A 21469-nucleotide genomic window follows, 5' to 3' on the forward strand; every position below is an offset into this window, starting at 1 on the left:
AGGGATAAGATGGAAGAATACACTCTCCTAAGACAGTTTGCGGATAGCTGGATGCTGTTGCTGCTGTTTACGTTCTTTCTGGGCATCGTAATCTGGGTTTTCCGCCCCGGTGCCAGCAAGGAATACAAGGACACGGCCAATATCCCCTTCCGGCATGTGGATGCCCCTGCACCTCAGCAAGACAAACCCGCCACATCCAAGGAGGCGCGGCAATGAGTAAGACACCTGAAAAACAGCCGGGCGATCCGAATACCACAGGTCACAGCTGGGACGGTATCGAAGAGTTCGACAACCCGATGCCGCGTTGGTGGCTGTGGACGTTCTATGCGACCATTCTCTGGGGCGTGATCTATACGATCATGTATCCGGCGTGGCCTCTGGTTCAATCGGCAACCGCCGGTGTGCTGGGCTGGTCTTCGCGCGAGCTGGTGCAGCAGGAAATGGTCGCTTTTGAAGAAGCGAACGCGCCGTGGAATGCCAAGCTGGTGGAGACACCGCTGGAAGAGATCTCGGCGGATGCAGAGCTTCAGCAATACGCTGTGAACTCTGGTGGTGCCGTGTTCCGGACTTGGTGCGCGCAGTGCCATGGCTCGGGTGCGCAAGGCGCGCCGGGCTTCCCTAACCTGCTGGATGACGCCTGGCTGTGGGGTGGTACGCTCGAAGATATCGAGTACACCATCGCCCATGGTATCCGGAACGAGGAAAGCGACGATGCGCGCTATTCTGAGATGCCGGCCTTTGGTGAGATCCTCGAGCAGGACGAGATCACTCAGGTAGTCCAATACGTCATGTCTCTGACAAATGCGCAGACCGATGATGCGGCGGCGCAGGCGGGCAAGGTTGTGTTTGAGGATAACTGTGCATCGTGCCACGGCGAGGATGGCAAAGGAGACGTCACGCAAGGTGCACCAAACCTGACGGATGCGATCTGGCTTTATGGTGGCAGTGAAGAGGCTCTGACTGAAACGGTCACCTACAGCCGCTTTGGTGTGATGCCCCCATGGGAAAATCGTTTGACTGACGCGCAAATCCGCGCCGTTACGTCCTATGTCCACCAGTTGGGTGGTGGTCAGTAGAGGCTAAAAGAACACCTCCGGGCGGTTTTCCGCCCGAAGGCTGAGGCACCGGCTGTTCAATCTGTTCGCGCGTTTCCAGAACAGCCGGTGCCGATTTTCCAAACAATAGGGCCGCGTCAGGCTGCGGTCTAGTGTGGGGATCTAAGACGCCATCAAAGGTTGTTCAGATCCACCCCGCGCGGGCTTTCTCTCCACCAATGACTCTCGGGTAGCCACCGGCGCTTACGGAGACCCGGCTTAGGAGCCTCTCGAATGTGCGGAGCGTCGATGCGGGTCGCGTTCATGAAAGATCGGGCAAATACAGTTAGCATGGCTTGCCTCCTATGTGGCGTTGTTTCTGCCGAACAGATTGACCTTTGATGCCGAAAATGCGACTCAATAACCTTTCCAACATGTAAGTATGGATTACATATGGATTGGCTCAAACTTCCTCCACTCGCCGCGCTGCGCGCTTTTGCTGCCTTTGCTGAGAAGCGTAATGTTGTCGAAGCAGGGGCCGCTCTGAACGTCAGCCATGCCGCCATTAGCCAGCAGTTGCGCGTGCTGGAAAAGTATCTTGGCGCAGCCCTGTTGGATCGCAGCGGCAAAGCCTTGACGCTAACAGCGGACGGAGAGCATCTGGCCCGCGCCCTGCAACTTGGCTTTGGTGCGATCGAGGCTGCGGTCGGCGATCTGGCCAGATCCGGCCTGGATCGCCCAGTTCATGTATCACTGACATCCTCTTTCGCGGCTTCATGGCTGATGCCACGCCTTCCGGCGTTTCGCGAATCCCACCCCGAGGTGAATCTGATCCTCGACCCGTCCGCCGAAGTGGTTGATTTGCGCCCAGGCGGAGTGGACATTGCGATCCGCTACGGCCCCGGAGGCTGGTCGGGGGTTCATTCAGAAATGCTGTTGCAATCGCCGGTGGTGATTGTCGCCGCGCCGAAACTTCTGGGAGGCAAGACGTCATTGACCCCGTCAGAGCTGGCCCAGCTGCCGTGGTTGGAAGAGGTCGGCACCACCGAGGCAACGTCTTGGCTTGCCGAGCACGGCGTCGGTCCAGAACGCGGTGCAGGTCGGACTCAGCTGCCTGGCAATCTAGTTCTGGAAGGATTGCGCGCCGGACAGGGGGTCACGGTGACTGTGCGACATTTCGTCGAGCAAGACATCAAAGCTGGGCGCATTGTGGAACTCTACGCTGAGCCCGATACGCGCGGATACCATATTGTGACGGCAAATTCGGCACTTAGGCCTGCTGTCAGAACTTTTGCTGGCTGGCTTAGACGTCAGGCACGTGAAACGTGATAAAAGGTATCTGTACGATGCGCGTTTTGACCCATGTCAAAGTCCCTATGCTTGTGATCTGGAAGAACGCACACTCAGAAGAGCCAGTCCCGGAGCCAGCCTGTGAGCGATTCCAACCCGACCCCTAGCCTTTACGCCGCCAGAGAACCAATTTTCCCAAGACGGGTATCCGGTCCATTCCGGAACCTTAAGTGGATCATTATGGCGGTGACACTGGGCATCTACTATGTAACGCCGTGGATCAGATGGGATCGAGGACCAAGCCTTCCTGATCAGGCTGTGTTGCTGGATCTGGCGAACCGACGTTTTTATTTCTTCTGGATCGAAATCTGGCCGCACGAATTCTATTTCGTTGCGGGGCTTTTGATCATGGCAGGATTAGGGTTGTTTCTTTTTACCTCAGCGCTGGGCCGGGTTTGGTGCGGATATGCTTGCCCTCAGACTGTGTGGACCGACCTCTATATTCTTGTTGAACGTTGGATCGAAGGCGACCGCAATGCGCGTCTGCGCCTGCATCGCCAAAAGAAGCTGGATTTCCGCAAAGCGCGCCTGCGACTGACCAAATGGGTAGTTTGGTTCTTTATCGGGCTGGCAACAGGTGGCGCGTGGGTGTTCTATTTTGCGGATGCGCCAACGCTGGCGCGTGATCTGGTCACCGGCAATGCGCATCCCGTCGCTTACACGACAATGCTGATCCTGACAGGTACAACCTTCTTCTTTGGAGGCTTCGCGCGCGAACAAATCTGTATCTATGCCTGCCCATGGCCACGCATTCAGGCCGCGATGATGGACGAGGATACCCTGGTCGTCGGCTACCGTGAATGGCGGGGTGAGCCGCGTGGCAAGGGCAAACGCACTGCTGACAGCGAGCTGGGCGATTGCATCGATTGTATGGCTTGCGTCAATGTCTGTCCGGTAGGGATCGATATCCGCGACGGTCAGCAGCTGGAATGCATCACCTGCGCGCTTTGCATCGATGCCTGCGACGATATGATGGCCAAGATCGGCAAGCCTCGTGGCCTGATCGATTACATGGCGCTGAGTGACGAAACGCGTGAACGCGAAGGTCATCCGCCCAAGAATGTTTGGAAACACATCCTGCGTCCGCGCACGATCCTTTATACTTCTTTGTGGTCGCTGGTCGGTTTCGCCTTGCTCTTTGCCCTGTTCATCCGGTCGGACATCGACTTGACTGTGGCTCCGGTACGGAACCCGACTTTCGTAACCCTTTCCGATGGTACGATCCGCAATACCTATGACGTACGCCTGCGTAACAAGCATGGCGAGGAACGGGCTTTTAAATTGTCGCTTGCCGGTGATCCGTCGCTGCAGATCGAAATTGAGGGCGTCGAAGGTGACACTGTAAATGTCACGGCAGATACGGCACAATTAACGCGCGTTTATATTACAGCAGCGAAAGACACCGGGCCCGCAGCGGTTGACAGCACATCGGTTCGCATCTGGGTCGAAGATCTGGAAAGTGGTGAGCGCGCATACAAAGACACCACGTTCAATGGGCGAGGAAACTGACAATGGCAGAGCGTCAATTCACTGGCAAACACGCACTGGCGGTATTTGTAGCGGCCTTTGGCGTGATCATCGCGGTAAACCTCGTCCTCGCCTATAGCGCGGTAAAGACGTTCCCGGGTTTGGAAGTCAAGAACTCCTACGTTGCCAGCCAGGAGTTCAACGAACGCTTGCAGGAACAGCAGGCGCTGGGCTGGGATATCAAGGCTGAGTTGACCGGTGGTTTGCTGGTATTGCGCATCACCGATCAGACTGGTTCACCAGTTGAGGTGGCAGAATTGCAAGCCGTCGTCGGGCGCGCCACCCACGTCAAAGATGACTTCTCACCTGACTTCACCTTTGACGGCATCACCTATGCCGCCCCAGCTGCGCTGGGTAAAGGTAACTGGAACATTCGCCTTGTGGCCAAAGCGAAAGATGGTGCCGAGTTTGCGCAACGCGTGCCGCTTTATGTGAAGGGTTAGAGCGATGACAGCGCAAGTCACCCCAGCTCGGGCAGCTTGTCCCGGTTGTGTCGCGACCGCGGCGGAACCGGCCCGGCCAGTCCCCGAGGACGTGCAAATCGCGCTGTCGCTGCCGGGTATCCATTGCTCGGCCTGTATCTCCACTGTCGAGCGCGAGTTGAATGCTCATCCCGGTGTGGAGGGTGCGAGGGTCAATCTGACGCTGAAACGCGCGATGATTAAAGCGAAACCCGATACACGTGCGGTTGATCTGATACCAGTGCTGGAACGTGCCGGTTTTGAAGCACACGAACTGGATCCGGGTGCCCTGTCGGCTACGCAATCGGATAAAGCCTGGCGCGATCTTCTGATGCGGCTCGCGGTTGCGGGTTTTGCCTCGATGAATGTGATGCTGTTGTCGGTTTCGGTCTGGTCTGGTGCCACCGATGCGACGCGCGACATGTTCCACTGGATATCGGCAGCGATTGCCTTGCCTGCGATTGCATTTTCGGCCCAACCATTCTTTGCCAACGCCTGGAGCGCGCTGCGCGTGCGCCGGTTGAATATGGATGTGCCGATTGTTTTGGCGATCCTGCTGGCGCTGGTCACCTCACTTTGGGAAACCGCGCTCAGCGGTGAACATGCCTATTTTGATGCGGCCTTGACGCTGACATTCTTCCTGCTGGCGGGCCGGTATCTTGATTATCGCACGCGCGCCGCTGCGCGATCGGCTGCCGAAGAGCTTACAGCGCTGGAAGTCCCCCGCGCCATTCGTCTGGTGGATGGTTCAGAACAGGAGGTCGCCGTCGCTAACCTGCGCGTGGGTGATCTGATCTTGGTTCGTCCCGGCGGGCGTATGCCGGTGGATGGCGAAATTATCTCTGGCCGGTCCGAGCTGGACCGATCGCTGCTGACCGGGGAAACCCTTCCTGTCTTTGCCGAAGCTGGGCTGCGTATCAGCGCAGGCGAGGTCAACCTGACAGGCCCCTTGACCATCCGTGCGACCGCGGTCGGCGAGGATACTTCGCTGCACCGTATGGCTGATCTGGTTGCCATCGCAGAGTCGGGCCGGTCACGCTATACCTCGCTGGCAGACAAGGCGGCCAAGCTTTATGCGCCAGGGGTGCACATCCTTTCGGCGCTCAGCTTTTTAGGATGGTATATCTATTCCGGCGATATTCGCACCGCGCTGAACATCGCAGCGGCGGTTTTGATCATCACGTGCCCCTGCGCATTGGGGCTGGCGGTGCCAGCAGTAACCACAGCGGCCTCGGGCCGGTTATTTCGCAACGGTATGCTGATCAAACACGCCACCGCCCTTGAACGCCTTGCCGAGGTGGACACGGTGGTGTTCGACAAGACCGGTACGCTCACTTCAGGGGCGCCCGAGCTGACCAATCTCGGCGATCATTCCCGCGCTGATCTGGAAGTCGCGCTGGCATTGGCTGAGGCCTCTTCCCATCCGCTGTCGATTGCTCTTGCAAAGGCGGCGCGTGGGGCCGGGATAAAGCCTGCGACATTGCGTGATGTGGTTGAGGTGCCGGGCTATGGCACCGAAGGCATGTATCATGAACAGCGCGTCCGGCTGGGTCGCGCAGCCTGGGTCGGAGGCAAAGATTGTGAGCAGACCGCAGCTTGGCTGGCGATAGGTTCGCAAACCCCTTCGCGCTTTACATTTACGGACAGCCTGCGCGCGGGTGCCGCCGAAGCCATCGCCGCGTTTCGGAAGGCGGGAAAAGACGTCATCCTGATATCCGGCGACACGCACCCCGCAGTTCAGGCCTTGGCTGACAAGCTTGGCATCCAGAACTGGATTGCCCAAGCCTTGCCTCAGGACAAAGCCACCAAGGTGCAGGAACTGAGTGATCAGGGTCGACATGTTCTGATGGTCGGCGACGGTTTGAACGATACAGGCGCACTGGCGGCAGCGCATGTATCGATCTCTCCGGCCAGCGCCTTGGATGCCGCGCGGGTGGCGTCGGATATCGTGCTTCTGGGCAACGATCTGTCCCCGATTGCCGAGGCCTGCGAAACTGCCGTCAAGTCGACGCGCCGGATTCGCGAGAACTTCCGCATTGCCACTGTCTATAACGTGATCGCTGTCCCGCTGGCCGTCGCCGGATTGGCAACCCCTCTGATCGCGGCCTTGGCGATGTCGACCTCGTCGATTACGGTGTCACTGAACGCCTTGCGTCTGAGGTAACCCCGATGGAAGTGCTTGCTTATCTGATCCCGATTTCGCTGCTTTTGGGCGCAGTTGGTCTTATCGCCTTTGTCTACACCGTGCGCTCGAACCAGTATGAAGATCCCGAAGGTGATGCGCGTCGCATCCTCAGCGACGAATGGGATGACAAGCCCAAGCCCTGACGCGGTGCCAACAGCCCTTGAAATTGCCGCAATGCCCGGCTATGTCCGGCCCATCCGCAAGCAGAGAGATTGTAGCCTCATGGCAACCACAAACCCGATCCAGTTCATTCAGCAGGTCCGAGCCGAAGTTGCAAAGGTCGTCTGGCCGACCCGTCGCGAGGTGCTGTTGACCACGGTCATGGTGTTCATCATGGCAGCGCTGACTGCCGTGTTTTTTGCACTGGTCGATCTGGGCATTCGCGGTGGTCTGCAACTGGTCCTGGGCGCGTTCAGCTAAGCCCTTTCGGGGCGGGTTGAAACGCCATTGCCCCTTGCACAGCGCGCCGTGTCAGAGTAGGTGACACGGAACTATTCGGAATGGGCGTGCGGCGATTCGAGCTGCGCGCCGCTTTTTATTCCGGGTGACGTGATAGAATTTTAATGACGGTGCTTCGCCTGGTTCGAACGCGCCAAAGGCAAACAAGGACGACAGGTTCATGGCGAAACGGTGGTACTCGGTCAGCGTTCTTTCGAATTTCGAAAAGAAGATCGCAGAGCAGATCCGCACGTCGGTGGCTGAACAGGGCCTTGAGGACGATATCGACGAAGTTCTGGTGCCCACCGAAGAGGTGATCGAAGTGCGCCGGGGCAAGAAGGTCACCACCGAACGCCGGTTCATGCCCGGCTACGTGTTGGTGCATATGGAAATGTCGGATCAGGGCTATCATCTGGTCAACTCGATTAACCGTGTCACCGGATTCCTGGGCCCGCAGGGCCGCCCGATGCCGATGCGCGATGCCGAGGTGAACCAGATCCTCAACCGCGTTCAGGAAGGCGAAGAAGCGCCCAAGCTGATGATCACCTTTGAGGTTGGCGAGAAGGTTAAGGTCAACGACGGCCCGTTCGAGGATTTCGACGGCATGGTCGAAGGTGTGGACGACGAAGCCCAAAAGCTGAAAGTCTCGGTCTCGATCTTTGGCCGCGAAACCCCGGTCGAGCTGGACTTTACACAGGTTACCAAGCAGAGCTGATTGGTATCTTTGAACCACTGGATGGGGTGCCTTATCGGCACCCTTTTTTGCGTTTACAGGCCACTCACCTGCCAAACGGTTTGATCTTCGCCAAACCCCTTAAGTGATACGGTCCCGACCGGTTCGCAGAGTTTCGGCAAAAACGCTGCGGCGGTTTCGGATAGGACGTGATCACAATTCAGTTCTGTCGCCGCCGACACAAGTCTGGCTGTTAAATTGACATCGGGGCCGATGGCCGTGAAGTCCAGCCGATCACCGCCACCTATATTGCCATAGTGGAAACGACCGTGATGGATTGCAGTCCGTACGCCAAGCTTGTGCTGGAAATTGGCATTGGTCAGCGACGCCAAACCCTCGCGGACTGCTGTATTGGCGGCTGTGATCTGTGTGCTCGGGGTAAGGTCCGAGTTGGTTGGGAAGATGGCAAAAAAGCCATCGCCCATGAATTTCAGAATCTCTCCTCCGTGATCCATTACCGAAGGAACAAGGCAGTCAAAGCTGTCATTCAGCAGCCTAACCAGTGCATCGCCGGATACAGAATTTGAAAGATGTGTGAATTCCTTGAGGTCAGCAAACAGAATAACGGCATCGATTGTGCTGCCATCACCGCGATGCACCTTGCCATCCAGTATCTGCGCGCCGCTGTTACGGCCAACATAGGTCGACAGCAGGTAAGTAGCGTCCAGCCGCAGCATATAGGTCTCGGTCAGGCGCGCGAGCGGACCGCGAACCCGGTTCAGGACTGCCAGATCTCGCTCTGAAAACCCTCCGGGTGTAGCACTTGACCAAGTGCAGACATGGGTATCGCCATTGAGGTAGATCAGCGGCTGCGCCAGGTAGTCCGTGAATCCCTGCTCGCGCAGTTCGCTGACGATAATGTAGTCCTGGGGGCAGTTTGGATCTTCCAGATGGCGACGGATGGATTGCTGACGCTCGATCACGTGCGGCAAGGGGTTATCGGTATAAACAGCCGTAGTAAACAGTTGTGACGGCGCATCGACCCTGTCGACGCTAGCGCCTGCTTTCCACAGGAAACGCCGGCCCATCAGATTGGGGTGCAGCGTCCAAATGAACAAACCGAACCGATCAATGGCCACATCAGCTTCCAGCAGACGCGTGCAGATACCTTCAATAATCTCGACCGCATTTCCAGCTGGTCGGGCTCCGTCAACCATCCACTCGATCAGAGCATCAACCTTGTTCTGTTGCTGGTTCGCTTCGGATGCTGGGGGCAACATAAGCCTCTCGCGATAGAATGCTGGGTCAGGTTCGTTCCGCGTTAGATAAAATTGTGGCGGTCTTAGTCCGAGACCGCAAGTAGCACGCGAAGATAGTGCTGTGACTAATGGAGTAGACTATCAGGGACTGGTACGTGATCGAACGGGTCTCAAAATCGATCTTTGACCAAATAACCCAAACATATTTGGGTCTCCGTAGGCTGCCGCGCCTGTTCGGGCTCTGCCTGAAAAAATCAAAAGCGGTGCCCGAGGGCGCCGCCTGTTTCTGCTATCGGTTCAGCCATTCGTTCAGACTGGCAAAAAAGGCATCCTGCTGTTCTATGAATGGGTAATGGGCAGATTCTTCGAAAACCACGACAGTGGCGTTGGGCATCAATGCGCCAATTCTTTCGGCTCCAGGACCGGGAGGCGTAATGCCATCATGCTGACCAGCCATGGCAAGAGTCGGCACAGTCACATCAGGCAGTTTATCCAGCATGTTGAATGTGCCCAGAAGAGGGCCAGCGGCATTCCAGGCCTGATACTCATAGACGGTTCGATCATCCAGATCCGCGCCAATGTCTTCAGGGTATTGCTTGAAGTAGAGCTTCACGACTTCGCCCCAAGTTGACCGCCAATCGTCGTTGTCGGCCATGGGCTGGCTGAACAACTTCCCAAAAGCCGCCATTTGCTCGTCTGGCCCGGAAATCGTTGGCGCATAGTCAAACGCGGGGACCGTATCAATCAATACAAGCCCCTCCAGCCGATCCGCATTTTGAGTGGCAAAGTCCTGGGCAATAAAACCGCCGTAGGAATGGCCGATCAGCGTGAATTTATCATGCCCCAGGTGATCCATCAGCCCAGCGGCATCTGATACCAGGCGGCCAAAGGTCATTTCAGAATAATCGTCGGGTCTGCCCGAGCGACCATTGCCAAAATGGTCGTAGTAAATAACCGTATGCGCATCAGACAAGGTATCGAAATAGGGTCTCATGTAATCATGGCTCAGGCCAAGGCCGCCGTGCATCATCAGAATTGGCGGCCCGTCTCCGACGGTTTCATAATAGATATCAGACCCATTGATCTCGGCGGTTTCTCCGTGCGCGGTGCCGACCGAGGCTGCCAGTACGGCAATTGCCATTGCTCTGCCTGTCGTGTTCATCATTGATTTCCCCTTTTCGGGCTGTTGTCGGCTCAGCACTTTGGATGGACAATCGATAGCACAATATTCCACAAAAGACGCTTGGCTATTTGAAAAGCAGGTGAATGTATCAAAACTCCGCCCCAAGGTATTCCGCGTTAAGCGTAGTTGCGGTCACAATAATTGTGGAGAGGCTCTCATCCCAGATTGAAAGGCGCGCGATCACGGGATGAGCCATGCTACGCGAACGGAATAAACGCCGCAACGCAGCTAGCGATGCGGCGCGTTTTGCACCCTAAAGGGGCCGATACCGAATTGCGTTCGCCTTATTGCGACTGGATCATAGCCGCCCGCAATAGCTGTGGACGGTCGGTCTGGGAGGGCAGGAATACAGCTTGTGAACCGGCATCCAGTGCCGAAAGGCTCGCATCATACCACTGCATCGCAAGATCGCGACGCTCCTGTACGCCAAATCCTTCGCGCAAGTGGTGGCCCACCAGCTCTCCATAGGCAGGTTCACCCATCGCAACCAGCATGAGCGCAGAGCCAACGGCAGTATCCATGTTGTCCTGACGGTAGCCCATCGCCAGACAGACCTTGCTCGTCGCGGCGAGATCTGCGGGGCTCAATCCAGAATCCAGCGCCATTTTGCGAACCTGGGTTTCAGATTCTGTTTTCGAACTGATGGACAGGGCGTCGACTTGAGGTGCCAGCATCTCACCATACGAGGCACATTGGGCAGATACCTGATCGGGTGTCAGGCCCTGAATATCTTGCATCAGATCCTCACCGCGCGCCATCGCATAGCTGCGGGCAAGGCAAAACTGCTCGCTGAGTGCAAAGTCGGCATCCGTCATGTTCGAAAGCGTTGTGTAGCCTCCGTTGGTCGAGGTTTGCAGCATGACCCCGCTGCAACGATTTGCCAGCGATGGACCTCCGGTGCCGCCGGAAAACAGAGTCGGCAGGCTCGCAGATGCTGTTTCAGTGGTGTTCGCTGCGGGTTCGGTATCTTGGGGCTTGATAACCGGAATAGCCTGAGCTGGAGCCTGAGGTGCCGCAGCCAGAGAAGATCCTGATTGAACCTGTCGGCGGTACTCCATCAACAGCGGTTGACCCGAGAGCTGCGTGGCGGCCTGTCCACCGCTTGTCGCCCAGTAATAAGCCTGCTGCAGGAAGTCATATTGATAAGGCTGAAAGTCATGCCCATTTACGGGATAACCCATTGAGGCCTGATAACGTTCGATGGCGGAGCGCGTGCCACGCCCGACCTGACCGTCAACACGACCGGCATTGTAGCCAAAGTAATTCAGTGCCGTTTGGGTTTGCGCCCCTTGAGTGGTGGATGGGATGCCCTGCCGGTAGGTTCGGGTCGCTGTCGATGACTGTGTCTTCTTTTTTTGCTGATCTTTGCCAATAAGATATCCAGCGACCCCTCCGACGACAGCACCGCCGATGAAATCCCCAGCGTCAGCGCGCGCATTCTGAGGGGCTATTGCTGCAATAGAAATAGCGATACCCAACGATAGAATAAAACGAATTATCATAATTAACCTCCACTCAAAAATCACTAATTTCGCTGAGTATAGCACAGCTAAGCACGCGCGGGTGAAACCGGCAACAATTGGCTGATTGTGCGCGGAGTATTTGGAATTTCTGTCGCGCTTTGGAATAGTTAGCTGTTCACGCGACGTTGATGGCGAGATCGCTCAACCATGGAGCTCACTCCCGATGCTGCGAAGCGCGATTCGATATGACCCAATTGGTCGTCGGCCACTTGCCAACGTCTTCGTTCCACTGTAAACGCCGCCACTATCGTCTTCGGGCGAGATTCTCTCGTGGGAGGTTACTGAGATCGCGATCTTGGGCCGGACCACGCAACATAATCTGGGTGGGACGCGTTCTACCTAAGTTGAAAGGAAAACCAAATGGCCAAGAAGCTTGCTGGTACAATGAAACTGCAGGTTCCTGCAGGTCAGGCGAACCCGTCGCCGCCAGTTGGTCCGGCGCTGGGTCAGCGCGGCATCAACATCATGGAATTCTGCAAGGCGTTCAACGCCAAGACCGCAGACATGGAGCCCGGCGCTCCGTGCCCGACCGTGATCACATACTATCAGGACAAGTCCTTCACAATGGACATCAAGACGCCGCCTGCGTCTTATTACCTGAAAAAAGCGGCTGGTCTGAAGCCGGTTGGCAAGCGTAACCGCCCCCGCGGTGCGGAAAACCCAGGTCGTGAGACCGTGGCAACCGTGACCTCGAAGCAGGTTCGCGAAATCGCCGAAGCCAAAATGAAAGATCTGAACGCCAACGACGTGGAAGGCGCAATGCAGATCATCCTGGGCTCGGCCCGCTCTATGGGCATCGAGGTGAAGTAAGATGGCAAAACTCGGTAAACGTACCCGCGCTGCGCGCGAAGCTGTCGCTGGCAAGGAAAACCTGTCGGTTGAAGAAGCTGTTTCCCTGGTCAAAGGCAACGCAACTTCGAAATTCGATGAGACCATCGAAATCGCTCTGAACCTGGGCGTTGACACCCGTCACGCAGACCAGATGGTTCGCGGCGTTGTCGGCCTGCCGAACGGCACAGGCAAAGCGATGCGCGTTGCTGTATTTGCACGTGGCCCCAAGGCTGACGAAGCAAAAGAAGCAGGCGCAGATATCGTCGGCGCAGAGGACCTGATGGAAACCATTCAAGGCGGCACCATCGAATTCGATCGCTGCATCGCGACCCCCGACATGATGCCGATCGTTGGCCGTCTGGGTAAAGTACTGGGCCCCCGCAACCTGATGCCGAACCCCAAAGTTGGCACCGTGACCATGGACGTGAAAGCGGCCGTGGAAGCAGCCAAAGGTGGTGAAGTTCAGTTCAAGGCGGAAAAAGGCGGCGTTGTGCATGCTGGTGTTGGCAAAGCGTCGTTCGACGAAGCCAAGCTGGTCGAAAACGTCCGCGCCTTTATCTCGGCCGTGGCCAAGGCCAAACCGTCGGGCGCCAAAGGCACCTACATGAAGAAAATCGCGCTGAGCTCGACCATGGGCCCGGGCGTGACTCTGGATGTGGCGGCTGCTGCAGGCGAATAAGTCTGAGCCTTCAGTTTTTGAGAATAGATCCCGGGTGGTGTAAACTGCCCGGGATTTTTGTTTGTGCCGCCATTAACAAAGAACCGATTGCAGTCGCCCTGGACGTCTGGCAGAGTTTTGGCAATGACGTCCAGTAGCCGCGCGAAAGAACCCTCACAAATGACCCCAAAAGCGCCTGAAGTTGCGCAGCCGCAAGGCCGGCGCGATTTTTGGAATGATTTCTACACCAGTTCCGCCACTTCATGGGAATTGTCTCTGCCGTCTCAATTTGCTGCGTTTGTGGCCAATGAAATTGATAGGCAGGCGCATGTTATTGATATCGGATGCGGAAATGCCCGCGATAGTTTCTTCTTTTCGCGCCATGGGTTCAAAGTAACCGGTCTGGATGCGTCCGAAGCTGCCATCGCGTCTGCAAAGAAACAAACACACATTCAAGGTGGCGATGATCTGGAGTTTTTCAGAACGAACCTCGCAGACGGTCAGGTGCAGAAAGTATTGTCAGAACGAAGGGCCGATACGGTCTGCGTATATGCGCGTTTCTTTTTGCATGCGATTACAGATGAGGAAGAAGATCTTCTGGTAACAGCGCTTTATGAAGCTTGCAGGCCTGGGGATATCGCGGCGTTTGAATTCCGGACACTTGCGGATCGGGATCGAGCGAAAGTGGCAGCTCCGCATTTCAGGCGTTATATGTGCCCATCGCAGCTGGACGAAAAGATGAAGCAGCACCTCTTCTCAAAGAGCTATGGAGTGGAAGGCATAGGATACGCAAAGTACAAATCAGAAGATGCGATTGTTGCGCGGGCGATCTATGAAAGAAAGCCATGACTGAGGTGGAAATTGCCCAACAGCTCGCGCCCCTGCGCGATCATGTGTTTACGCATGCAACGGCCCAGATTGCTTTGCCACGACCACGTAAGACGCGTTTAGCAGTAGACGCGTTGAGGCCAATGATCAAACAATTGAATAACCCTGCATTATTTGATGATTGGGAAGAGGTCTACGTTCTGCTGTGCTGCCACCTGCGCTTTCGACCCGCCCGAACCCACGGTCGGCTGAAACGTATGGAGACACGCTATGCTAAGAAGGGTCAGGAAGCCCGTTTCGCGACCTTTTTTGAATGCGTCAAGCAAACCCTTCATCCGGAATTCATTACGCCGCATGGCTACAATCGAACATTCGCAGAGATGGCAGGGGGAGAGATATTCTCGAAACTGGAAACTGAATTAGACCCGGTGCTGCAACTGGGTAAGCCGATCATACTATATGCGGGTGCTTTGCTGGGTTATGTCAGAGATGGCCGACTGATTGATCATGACGATGATGTCGACTTTGCTGTATATCTCGGCGAGTCCACGCTTGACGATGTGCCAAAGAAATGGGCGCTTTACCAAAAAGACCTAATTGCCCACAGCTGCCTTGACCCCGAATCCATGTCGCAAAACTCGCCGACATTCAAGGTCAAGAACAACTTAGGGATCGATATTGATCTTTTTCCGGCGTGGTCAGAGGACGGGCGTTTTAGCGTCTATCCTTACTCACTTAACGATCTGCCGGATGATGCGATCTTTCCGTTGAAACCCCTGAACGGAGGTAAAATCGGGTTGCCGCGAGACGAGGCGGCGATGCTTGCTCAGAGCTATGGCAAAAACTGGCGAATTCCTGACCCTCTGTTTCATTTCGATTGGCCGAGTGCCCGCCGCAGGTTCGCTCCATTACGCCAATACGATTATAGCATCACGTGATGAGATCACTCCGATAGTATCTGCATTTCGCAAAGTTTCTATCTGTCGATAGCGATACGGACAAATTACGCCCAGTGGTTTGATTTCGTAAAACGATCACAAAAACCATGACAGACACCGGGCAATTGCCTAGAAATGTTAATTAAGTTTACGATTGAAGCCCGGTGACCCCTGTGGAGCAATTGGCATTTACCTATGAGATGGCCGTGGTGTCGGGGCTTTTGGCGTTCACGGTGTTTCTGTTTGTGTCTGAAATCGTCCGGATCGATCTTTCCGCTATTCTCGTTTTGGTCATTGTCGGTCTGCTGAGTTATGCGCCCGGCCTTGAGAATCTGGCAGATGTACCGCATCTGTTTGACGGATTTGCGTCGAATGCGGTCATTTCGATCATTGCAGTAATGATCGTTGGTGCGGGGCTGGACAAGACAGGGCTGATGAACAAAGTCGCCTCGGTCATCCTGAAATATGGTGGCAAGTCGGAAGGACGGGTTCTACCCATCATTTCAGGCACCGTCGGTGTCATCTCGTCATTCATGCAGAATGTCGGTGCCGCGGCTTTGTTCCTTCCTGTGGTTAGCCGGATCTCATCTCGATCAGGGATCCCGCTGTCTCGATTGCTAATGCCGATGGGGTTTTGCGCCATATTGGGTGGCACAATGACTATGGTGGGCTCTTCTCCGCTGATCCTTCTGAATGATCTGATTCAAACTGCGAATGAAGGTTTGCCTGAAGCACAGCGTATGGAGCCTTTTGGGTTGTTCTCGGTCACACCCATAGGTGCGGTGCTGATTTTGACGGGTATCGCGTATTTCCTGTTGCTTGGGCGATGGGTTTTGCCGGGTGATTCAGGTTCTGAAAGCACCGGTACCGGGCGCGGGACGCAGGAATATCTTCAGCGGGTTTATGGGCTGAAAGCCGACGTGTTTGAGGTTGTTGTACCGGCCGACAGCCCTCTGGTTGGGCAAATTCTGGCCGACATCAACTTTGAAAATCACCTCTATATCATCTCGACCTTTTATCGCGGCAAGACCTCGATGGTTCAGGTGCTGACAGCCGAGATCGCCGCGCCATGCCGATTGGCGATTGTGGGGCGGCGTTGGGTTGTCGAAGAATTTGCTGAAAAGTACGGGCTGACCGTTCTGCCGGATCTGGATGTGTTTGTCGAAGAGTTTGCACCCACAAATGCCGGGGTCGCAGAGGTGGTCGTGACGCCCGAGAGCAAGCTGATCGGCAAATGCCCGAGGGAGTTGCTGTTTCGAAAAACTTACGGAATGTCTCTGCTCGCCATCCATCGGGGGGAGGAAACGCTAAGCCATGTCGAAACAGAGACACACGAATCCACGCAAATCGGTCTTGAGAAGTTCAAGGCCGGTGACATGTTGGTTGCCCATACCCGTTGGGACAACCTGATGCGGATCAAGCGTGACCCGGATTTTGTTGTGGTCACGTCTGATTTCCCGCAAGACGAATTACGCCCGCAAAAGGTTGGCTGGGCGCTTTTGTTTTTCGTGATTTCTTTGTCGCTAATTCTATTCACAGATGTCCGGTTGTCACTTTGCCTGCTGACGGGTGCTGCGGGTATGATGCTGACGCGCGTGTTGAGCGTGGACGAGGCCTACCGCGCGGTCGGGTGGAACACGGTCTTTCTCTTGGCCTGCCTGATCCCATTGGGGCAAGCGGTGCAGAATACGGGAACTGCGGCATGGATTGCGCAACAGATCATGATCATCCTGGACGGATGGCCAATCTGGGCGCTTCAGGCTGGAGTTGCCATTCTGGCGACAGCGTTTTCGCTGGTTATGTCGAATGTCGGGGCCACAGTTCTGCTGGTGCCCCTCGCGGTTTCAATCGCGGTTGCCGCCGGTGGCAACCCCGCTGTCTTTGCGTTAACCGTCGCGATTTCGACCTCGAACAGTTTCATTATCCCGACCCACCAGGTCAACGCGCTGATCATGGGGCCCGCAGGATACAAGGTTATGGATTTCGTGCGTTCCGGCGGCGTCATGACGATCATATTTCTGATCGTCTCGCTGTTGATGCTGAACGTGATCTTCTAACCCTGATGACTATCCAGACAGGTTGATTGTTTGGCCCTGTTCGGATGCTTGCTGCGCCGCAAGACCGATGCGTACGGCCCAAATCCCATCACCCAGAGAGACCTCGGGTTTGGCGCGCTCACCCCGGATCAACTCAAGAAAACCTTTGTGCTGATAATAAGTGGAGCCATTGTGGTCGCCAGCCGCCAATAACTCGGGATCAACCGGGATCTCTCTCTGGATTGGACCTTTAGGTGCGCGGGGGCTGATGATCAGCTGTGGTACCGGCGCGTCGCCCAGATGTTCGGGCCAGAACCGGGCCGGGCCGGGCACAAACGCTTCGATCTTAGCATTGGGCCCAATGGCCGAGATTTCTTCCTGATACCGCGACCCCTCGGCGAACATGCAAAGCTCGAGCATCGCGCGCGCGCCCGAGGCGAAATCGACTATGACAAAGCCGTGGTCCAGAATATCCGGCGTATTGCCGTTATAGTCCTCATCCAAATGATTGACAGCTTGGCCGCCGCTTGCCGAAACCCGAACCGGGTCGGATTGCAGGATCAGGCGCATGAGGTCGAAGAAGTGGCAACACTTTTCAACGAACGTACCGCCAGTGTTGCGGTTGAACCGGTTCCAGTTGTCGACCTTTTCAAGAAACGGGAAACGGTGTTCGCGGATCGAGAGCATTTTGATCCCACCACTGACGGTTGCTGCTTCATCGATCAGCGCCGCAATAGGGGGCATATAGCGATATTCCATCGCAACCCAGATCGGGTGAGGGTAAATGCGTTCCAGTTCCTCAAGCCGGGCAAGATCGGCGGGGTCGGTGAATAGCGGTTTCTCGATCAACAGGGGCAGGGGGCGGGTTTCCGCAATCTCGGCCAGTTGATCGACATGCAGGTGGTTGGGGCTGGCGATGACCAGACAGTCTAGGTCACTGACCGCCAGAAGATCCTGAAGGGAAGACACCATCTGCGCGTCGGGCGCAATCGCCTGCGCCTTATCCGCCATGTCCGGGTCGGGTTCGAAGATTGCAGCGACGCGTGTGCCCTCAAGCAGAGCAATGTTATGCAGGTGTTCCTGCCCCATCATGCCGCATCCGATCAGCCCGTAGTTGGTGGTCCGGGTCATGCGCAGTTCCTTTTACTTCAGGCGTTGAACGTATTTGGCCCGATCCGGATCGAACCATGTTTTTGAAAACTCGACAGGTTCGGCTTTCTCAGACCAGCTGAACCGTTCGATGTAACCGACCGTGTGTCCGGCAGATTTGGTGAAGCCTTCAGGCGTCCAGTCGGGCAATGAACCGATGGAAACGCGATCCTCAGCCCGTGTAATCCAGAAGCCAAGCTGTTGCTGGTAATAGCGATAAAGTGAGTCGGACAGCAGGTTCTGGTCGATGGTCCCAGCCGATTCGTCCAGCCAGATTTCCTCAACCGCGATGATTGTGTCATTCAAATAGCGCATCCGGCGCACCCGCGAACCGTGATCAGACAGGCCGAATTCCGGCAGGTCTGCTGGCTTTTGCAGATGATCAACCGATAGGATATCAGCGCGCGGCAACCCGCCGCCTTCGGGTAATTCCAGCCGGAACATCGCATAGACGCTGTTCTGCGTTCCAGTCTCGCGGATGTAGTTGCCCGAACCCTGAATACGCTCCAACATGCCTTTTTTCTCAAGCTCGGCGAGGGATTTTCGCAAGGTCCCGACCGAGACATTCAGGTTCGAAGCCATGTCTCGTTCGGGCGGAAGACGTTCACCATCTATCAGGCGACCCGCCGCGATATCGCGGATCAGCAGCTCTGAGATCTGGACATAGATCGGCAGGGCATTTGGGTTGCGGCTGTTGGAGGACATTGAGGACGCTTCACTCGGTCGCAGGAAAAATTGATACACTATTGATCTACATCAATGCGCTTGCTACGCAAGAGGAAAGTCAAAGATGTACGGAGCGTGAATCAAATGACCATCGTCCCCATCACATCCCCCGACCTGGATGCGGCCGAGGTTTCGTGGTTTGCAGCGCTCTGCTCGGATGACTACCAGTTTCTGGGTGTGCCCGATGGTGATCTGCGATCCAGTTGGGAGCATTGCTCGGGCATCGTGAAAGAGGCCGAGGCGCAAGGTTTCCGCAACATCCTTTGCCCATCGTCATATCAGGTCGGACAGGACACCCTGAGCTTTGTCGCAGGGTGCGCGCCGATCACCGAAAAAATCAACCTGCTGGCCGCCGTGCGCTGTGGTGAGATGCAACCCATCATGCTGGCCCGCACCATCGCGACGCTGGACCACATGCTCAAGGGGCGGTTGACGGTCAACATCATCTCATCCGATTTCCCGGGTGAGAAAGCCGACAGCGCGTACCGCTATCAACGCTCGCGCGAAGTGGTCGAGATTCTGAAACAAGCCTGGACACAGGATGAGATCAACCATGCGGGCGAGGTCTACAATTTTTCGAGCCTGACTACGGACCCGGCCCGGCCTTACCAGGCTGGTGGCCCGCTTCTGTATTTTGGCGGCTACTCCCCGTCTGCTTTGGACCTGTGCGGCGAGCATTGCGATGTCTATCTGATGTGGCCGGAAACCAAGGATCAGTTGGCCGAGAGGATGAAAGCTGTTCATGCCGTTGCCGAGAATTACAATCGTACTCTGGATTACGGCCTGCGCGTCCACATGATTGTTCGCGATACCGAGGCTGAGGCACAGGAATACGCCGACTACATCGTTTCGAAACTGGATGACGAATACGGTCGCGCGATCCGCGAGAGGGCGTTGGACGCGACATCGTTGGGTGTGGCGCATCAATCCAAGAACCGTGATCTGGCGGATGAATATGGCTATGTCGAACCCGGCCTGTGGACCGGCGTCGGTCGCGCGCGTTCGGGCTGTGGTGCTGCGCTGGTCGGTTCGACCGATCAAGTTATGTCTAAGATTGAAGAGTATCAGAAGATGGGCATCCGCGCTTTCATCTTCTCGGGCTACCCGCACGTGGATGAGGCTAAGCATTTTGGCGCCCGCGTGATGCCCAACCTGAAAACCTGCTCGCTTCCCGAAGCCTACGGACGCGTGCCAGCAACCACCCCGGCGACCCCGCTGGGCAACGGAGTTCGTCGCTAATGCAACGTGTGAAACTATCTGACACGCTGGAAATGAGCCGCCTTGTCTATGGCATGTGGCGCTTGGGTGATGACAGTGACACCTCGACAGCGCATGTCGAGGCCAAGATACAGGCTTGTCTGGATCAAGGGATCACCACCTTCGACCAGGCAGATATCTACGGTGGGTATGCAGCCGAAGCTGTTCTGGGCAACGCTTTGCGCGCCAATCCCAACCTGCGTCAGAAGATGGAGATCGTCACCAAATGTGACATCGTCGCGCCAATGGGTCGCTATGCGGATGCCAAAGTCAAATACTACGACACGTCGCGCGCGCATATTCTGAAATCGGTGGATACGTCTCTGTCGGAAATGGCGATTGACCACATCGACCTGCTATTGATCCACCGCCCTGATCCAATGATGGACCACAATGAAACCGGTGCAGTGCTGGACGAGGTGGTTGCCAGTGGCAAGGTCGGGGCTGTAGGCGTGTCAAACTTCCGCCCTTGGGATTGGTCTCTGCTGCAGTCGGCAATGAAAACCCAGTTGGTCACCAATCAGATTGAAATCTCGCTTGGAGAAATCGGCCCGTTCACTAACGGTGATCTGGCGTTCCATCAGCAGCATGGACATCCGCTGATGGCGTGGTCCCCGCTTGGCGGCGGCCTTTTGATGGCCGGGAACCCTCCGGTCGGTGTTGTAGCGGATGAGATCGCCGCAGAATTCGGCGTGGACCGAGCCGCAGTGGCCGTTGCCTTCCTGCTCGCGCATCCGGCAAACATCCTGCCGGTTCTGGGCACAAATAATCTGGGCCGCATCAAGCGCGTCTCGGATGCTTTGAAGGTCAAGCTGGATCGTGAAAGCTGGTACCGCCTGTATGAGGCGGCGCTGGGACATGAGGTGCCATGATGAATGCAATCTCGCGCGATATGAACCATACATTCGTCCCGCATAAAGACGACACGCGCACCCTGCGCGATGCCTTTGGTCGCTTTGCCACCGGTGTTACGATCGTGACCTGCGACAGTGAGGATGGCCCGATCTGCATTACGGCCAACAGCTTTTCATCACTGTCGCTGGACCCACCACTGGTGATGTGGGCGGGCGATCGTAATTCGCGCCGGTTCCGGTATTTTCACGCGGCACGCCATTTTAGCGTGCATGTCCTGTCTGCTGAACAGGCCGAGCTGTGCTTTGGCTGTTCAAAAGACGCCCATGCGCTGCGTGATATCGAACATGACCGTTGCGAAAACGGCACCCCGTTGTTGCCGGGCAGTCTTGCCCGGTTCGAATGCGAGCAGCACGCTTATCACGATGCGGGCGATCATGTGATCGTGGTGGGCAAAATTCTGAAGGTCAGCATGGCGGATGGAGACGCGCTGACTTTCTTTGCCGGAAAACTCGGCCAATTCGCGCAAAGCTAAGCGCGATATGACGATTGCGGGGCAAA

The 21469-nt window shown here is 56.1% G+C and carries 23 protein-coding genes; 17 read left to right on the forward strand and 6 right to left on the reverse strand.

The features are described from left to right. Positions 1–9: 9 nt before the first annotated feature. Entirely contained in the window at positions 10–216 is a 207-nt protein-coding gene (locus tag ACR0IU_RS10745; protein ID WP_010440962.1) for a CcoQ/FixQ family Cbb3-type cytochrome c oxidase assembly chaperone, read from the forward strand. Beyond that, a complete protein-coding gene (gene ccoP / locus ACR0IU_RS10750) occupies positions 213–1076 on the forward strand; it encodes a cytochrome-c oxidase, cbb3-type subunit III (RefSeq protein ID WP_260023225.1) in 864 nt (287 codons plus the stop codon). The genes ACR0IU_RS10745 and ccoP overlap by 4 nt, the downstream gene beginning before the upstream one ends. Before the next feature lie 152 nt (positions 1077–1228). Here ccoP and ACR0IU_RS10755 read toward each other — a convergent pair whose 3' ends face one another. Then, entirely contained in the window at positions 1229–1387 is a 159-nt protein-coding gene (locus tag ACR0IU_RS10755; protein ID WP_158005269.1) for a hypothetical protein, read from the reverse strand. 100 nt (positions 1388–1487) lie between these two features. On the opposite strand from ACR0IU_RS10755, the gene ACR0IU_RS10760 reads away from it, so the two are divergent. From ACR0IU_RS10760 to nusG, 7 genes are all read left to right on the forward strand, one after another. After that, on the forward strand, positions 1488–2363 hold the full coding sequence (locus ACR0IU_RS10760) for a LysR family transcriptional regulator (RefSeq protein WP_480716233.1): 876 nt from the start codon (positions 1488–1490) through the stop codon (positions 2361–2363). A gap of 102 nt (positions 2364–2465) precedes the next feature. Continuing rightward, a complete protein-coding gene (gene ccoG, locus ACR0IU_RS10765) occupies positions 2466–3893 on the forward strand; it encodes a cytochrome c oxidase accessory protein CcoG (RefSeq protein ID WP_170545058.1) in 1428 nt (475 codons plus the stop codon). A 2-nt stretch (positions 3894–3895) separates the two neighbouring features. Then, a complete protein-coding gene (locus ACR0IU_RS10770; RefSeq protein ID WP_170476102.1) occupies positions 3896–4354 on the forward strand; it encodes a FixH family protein in 459 nt (152 codons plus the stop codon). 4 nt (positions 4355–4358) lie between these two features. Further along, the gene (locus ACR0IU_RS10775) at positions 4359–6536 is read left to right on the forward strand and encodes a heavy metal translocating P-type ATPase (RefSeq protein ID WP_480716234.1); all 2178 of its coding nucleotides are present in this window, start codon (positions 4359–4361) and stop codon (positions 6534–6536) included. Positions 6537–6541: 5 nt separating this feature from the next. After that, a complete protein-coding gene (gene ccoS / locus ACR0IU_RS10780; protein ID WP_170476097.1) occupies positions 6542–6700 on the forward strand; it encodes a cbb3-type cytochrome oxidase assembly protein CcoS in 159 nt (52 codons plus the stop codon). Between the two features lie 79 nt (positions 6701–6779). After that, entirely contained in the window at positions 6780–6977 is a 198-nt protein-coding gene (gene secE, locus ACR0IU_RS10785; protein ID WP_010440974.1) for a preprotein translocase subunit SecE, read from the forward strand. Positions 6978–7176: 199 nt separating this feature from the next. Further along, positions 7177–7710, forward strand: a complete 534-nt coding sequence (gene nusG / locus ACR0IU_RS10790) for a transcription termination/antitermination protein NusG (RefSeq protein ID WP_010440977.1) — start codon at positions 7177–7179, stop codon at positions 7708–7710. A gap of 53 nt (positions 7711–7763) precedes the next feature. Here the strand turns inward: nusG and ACR0IU_RS10795 are convergent, their stop codons facing one another. From ACR0IU_RS10795 to ACR0IU_RS10805, 3 genes are all read right to left on the reverse strand, one after another. Beyond that, the gene (locus ACR0IU_RS10795; protein ID WP_480716235.1) at positions 7764–8948 is read right to left on the reverse strand and encodes an adenylate/guanylate cyclase domain-containing protein; all 1185 of its coding nucleotides are present in this window, start codon (positions 8946–8948) and stop codon (positions 7764–7766) included. 268 nt (positions 8949–9216) lie between these two features. After that, positions 9217–10092, reverse strand: a complete 876-nt coding sequence (locus tag ACR0IU_RS10800; RefSeq protein ID WP_480716236.1) for an alpha/beta fold hydrolase — start codon at positions 10090–10092, stop codon at positions 9217–9219. 302 nt (positions 10093–10394) lie between these two features. Next, a complete protein-coding gene (locus ACR0IU_RS10805) occupies positions 10395–11612 on the reverse strand; it encodes a peptidoglycan-binding domain-containing protein (protein ID WP_480716237.1) in 1218 nt (405 codons plus the stop codon). Positions 11613–11993: 381 nt separating this feature from the next. Here ACR0IU_RS10805 and rplK point away from each other — a divergent pair, with 381 nt between their 5' ends. The 5 genes from rplK to ACR0IU_RS10830 all read left to right on the forward strand — a co-directional run bounded on the left by rplK (position 11994) and on the right by ACR0IU_RS10830 (position 16945). Beyond that, positions 11994–12443, forward strand: coding sequence for a 50S ribosomal protein L11 (gene rplK, locus ACR0IU_RS10810; protein WP_010440985.1), 450 nt, complete (start codon positions 11994–11996; stop codon positions 12441–12443). 1 nt (position 12444) lies between these two features. Next, positions 12445–13143 (forward strand): 50S ribosomal protein L1, encoded by a 699-nt coding sequence (rplA, locus tag ACR0IU_RS10815; RefSeq protein WP_010440987.1) that lies wholly within the window; start codon positions 12445–12447, stop codon positions 13141–13143. 159 nt (positions 13144–13302) lie between these two features. Continuing rightward, positions 13303–13971, forward strand: coding sequence for a class I SAM-dependent methyltransferase (locus tag ACR0IU_RS10820; protein ID WP_480716238.1), 669 nt, complete (start codon positions 13303–13305; stop codon positions 13969–13971). After that, positions 13968–14888, forward strand: a complete 921-nt coding sequence (locus ACR0IU_RS10825; protein ID WP_480716239.1) for a hypothetical protein — start codon at positions 13968–13970, stop codon at positions 14886–14888. The genes ACR0IU_RS10820 and ACR0IU_RS10825 overlap by 4 nt, the downstream gene beginning before the upstream one ends. A gap of 200 nt (positions 14889–15088) precedes the next feature. Continuing rightward, positions 15089–16945, forward strand: coding sequence for an SLC13 family permease (locus ACR0IU_RS10830; protein ID WP_037321196.1), 1857 nt, complete (start codon positions 15089–15091; stop codon positions 16943–16945). A gap of 9 nt (positions 16946–16954) precedes the next feature. Here ACR0IU_RS10830 and ACR0IU_RS10835 read toward each other — a convergent pair whose 3' ends face one another. Continuing rightward, positions 16955–18055 carry a Gfo/Idh/MocA family protein gene (locus tag ACR0IU_RS10835; protein WP_480716240.1) on the reverse strand — a complete coding sequence of 367 codons (1101 nt, stop codon included), beginning with the start codon at positions 18053–18055 and terminating at the stop codon, positions 16955–16957. A 12-nt stretch (positions 18056–18067) separates the two neighbouring features. Continuing rightward, complete coding sequence (locus ACR0IU_RS10840; protein WP_010440994.1) at positions 18068–18778, reverse strand: GntR family transcriptional regulator; 711 nt, start codon at positions 18776–18778, stop codon at positions 18068–18070. 105 nt (positions 18779–18883) lie between these two features. Between ACR0IU_RS10840 and ACR0IU_RS10845 the strand changes: the two genes are divergently transcribed. Genes ACR0IU_RS10845 through ACR0IU_RS10855 form a run of 3 tightly spaced genes read left to right on the forward strand, consistent with a single transcriptional unit; the run spans position 18884 to position 21443 of the window. Continuing rightward, a complete protein-coding gene (locus ACR0IU_RS10845; protein WP_480716241.1) occupies positions 18884–20038 on the forward strand; it encodes an LLM class flavin-dependent oxidoreductase in 1155 nt (384 codons plus the stop codon). Next, positions 20038–20928 (forward strand): aldo/keto reductase, encoded by an 891-nt coding sequence (locus ACR0IU_RS10850; RefSeq protein ID WP_170771431.1) that lies wholly within the window; start codon positions 20038–20040, stop codon positions 20926–20928. Before ACR0IU_RS10845 ends, ACR0IU_RS10850 begins: the two co-directional genes overlap by 1 nt. Continuing rightward, the gene (locus ACR0IU_RS10855) at positions 20928–21443 is read left to right on the forward strand and encodes a flavin reductase family protein (protein WP_480716346.1); all 516 of its coding nucleotides are present in this window, start codon (positions 20928–20930) and stop codon (positions 21441–21443) included. The genes ACR0IU_RS10850 and ACR0IU_RS10855 overlap by 1 nt, the downstream gene beginning before the upstream one ends. The last annotated feature ends 26 nt before the right edge of the window (positions 21444–21469 follow it).

This window comes from Ruegeria sp. CL5, from assembly GCF_056536485.1.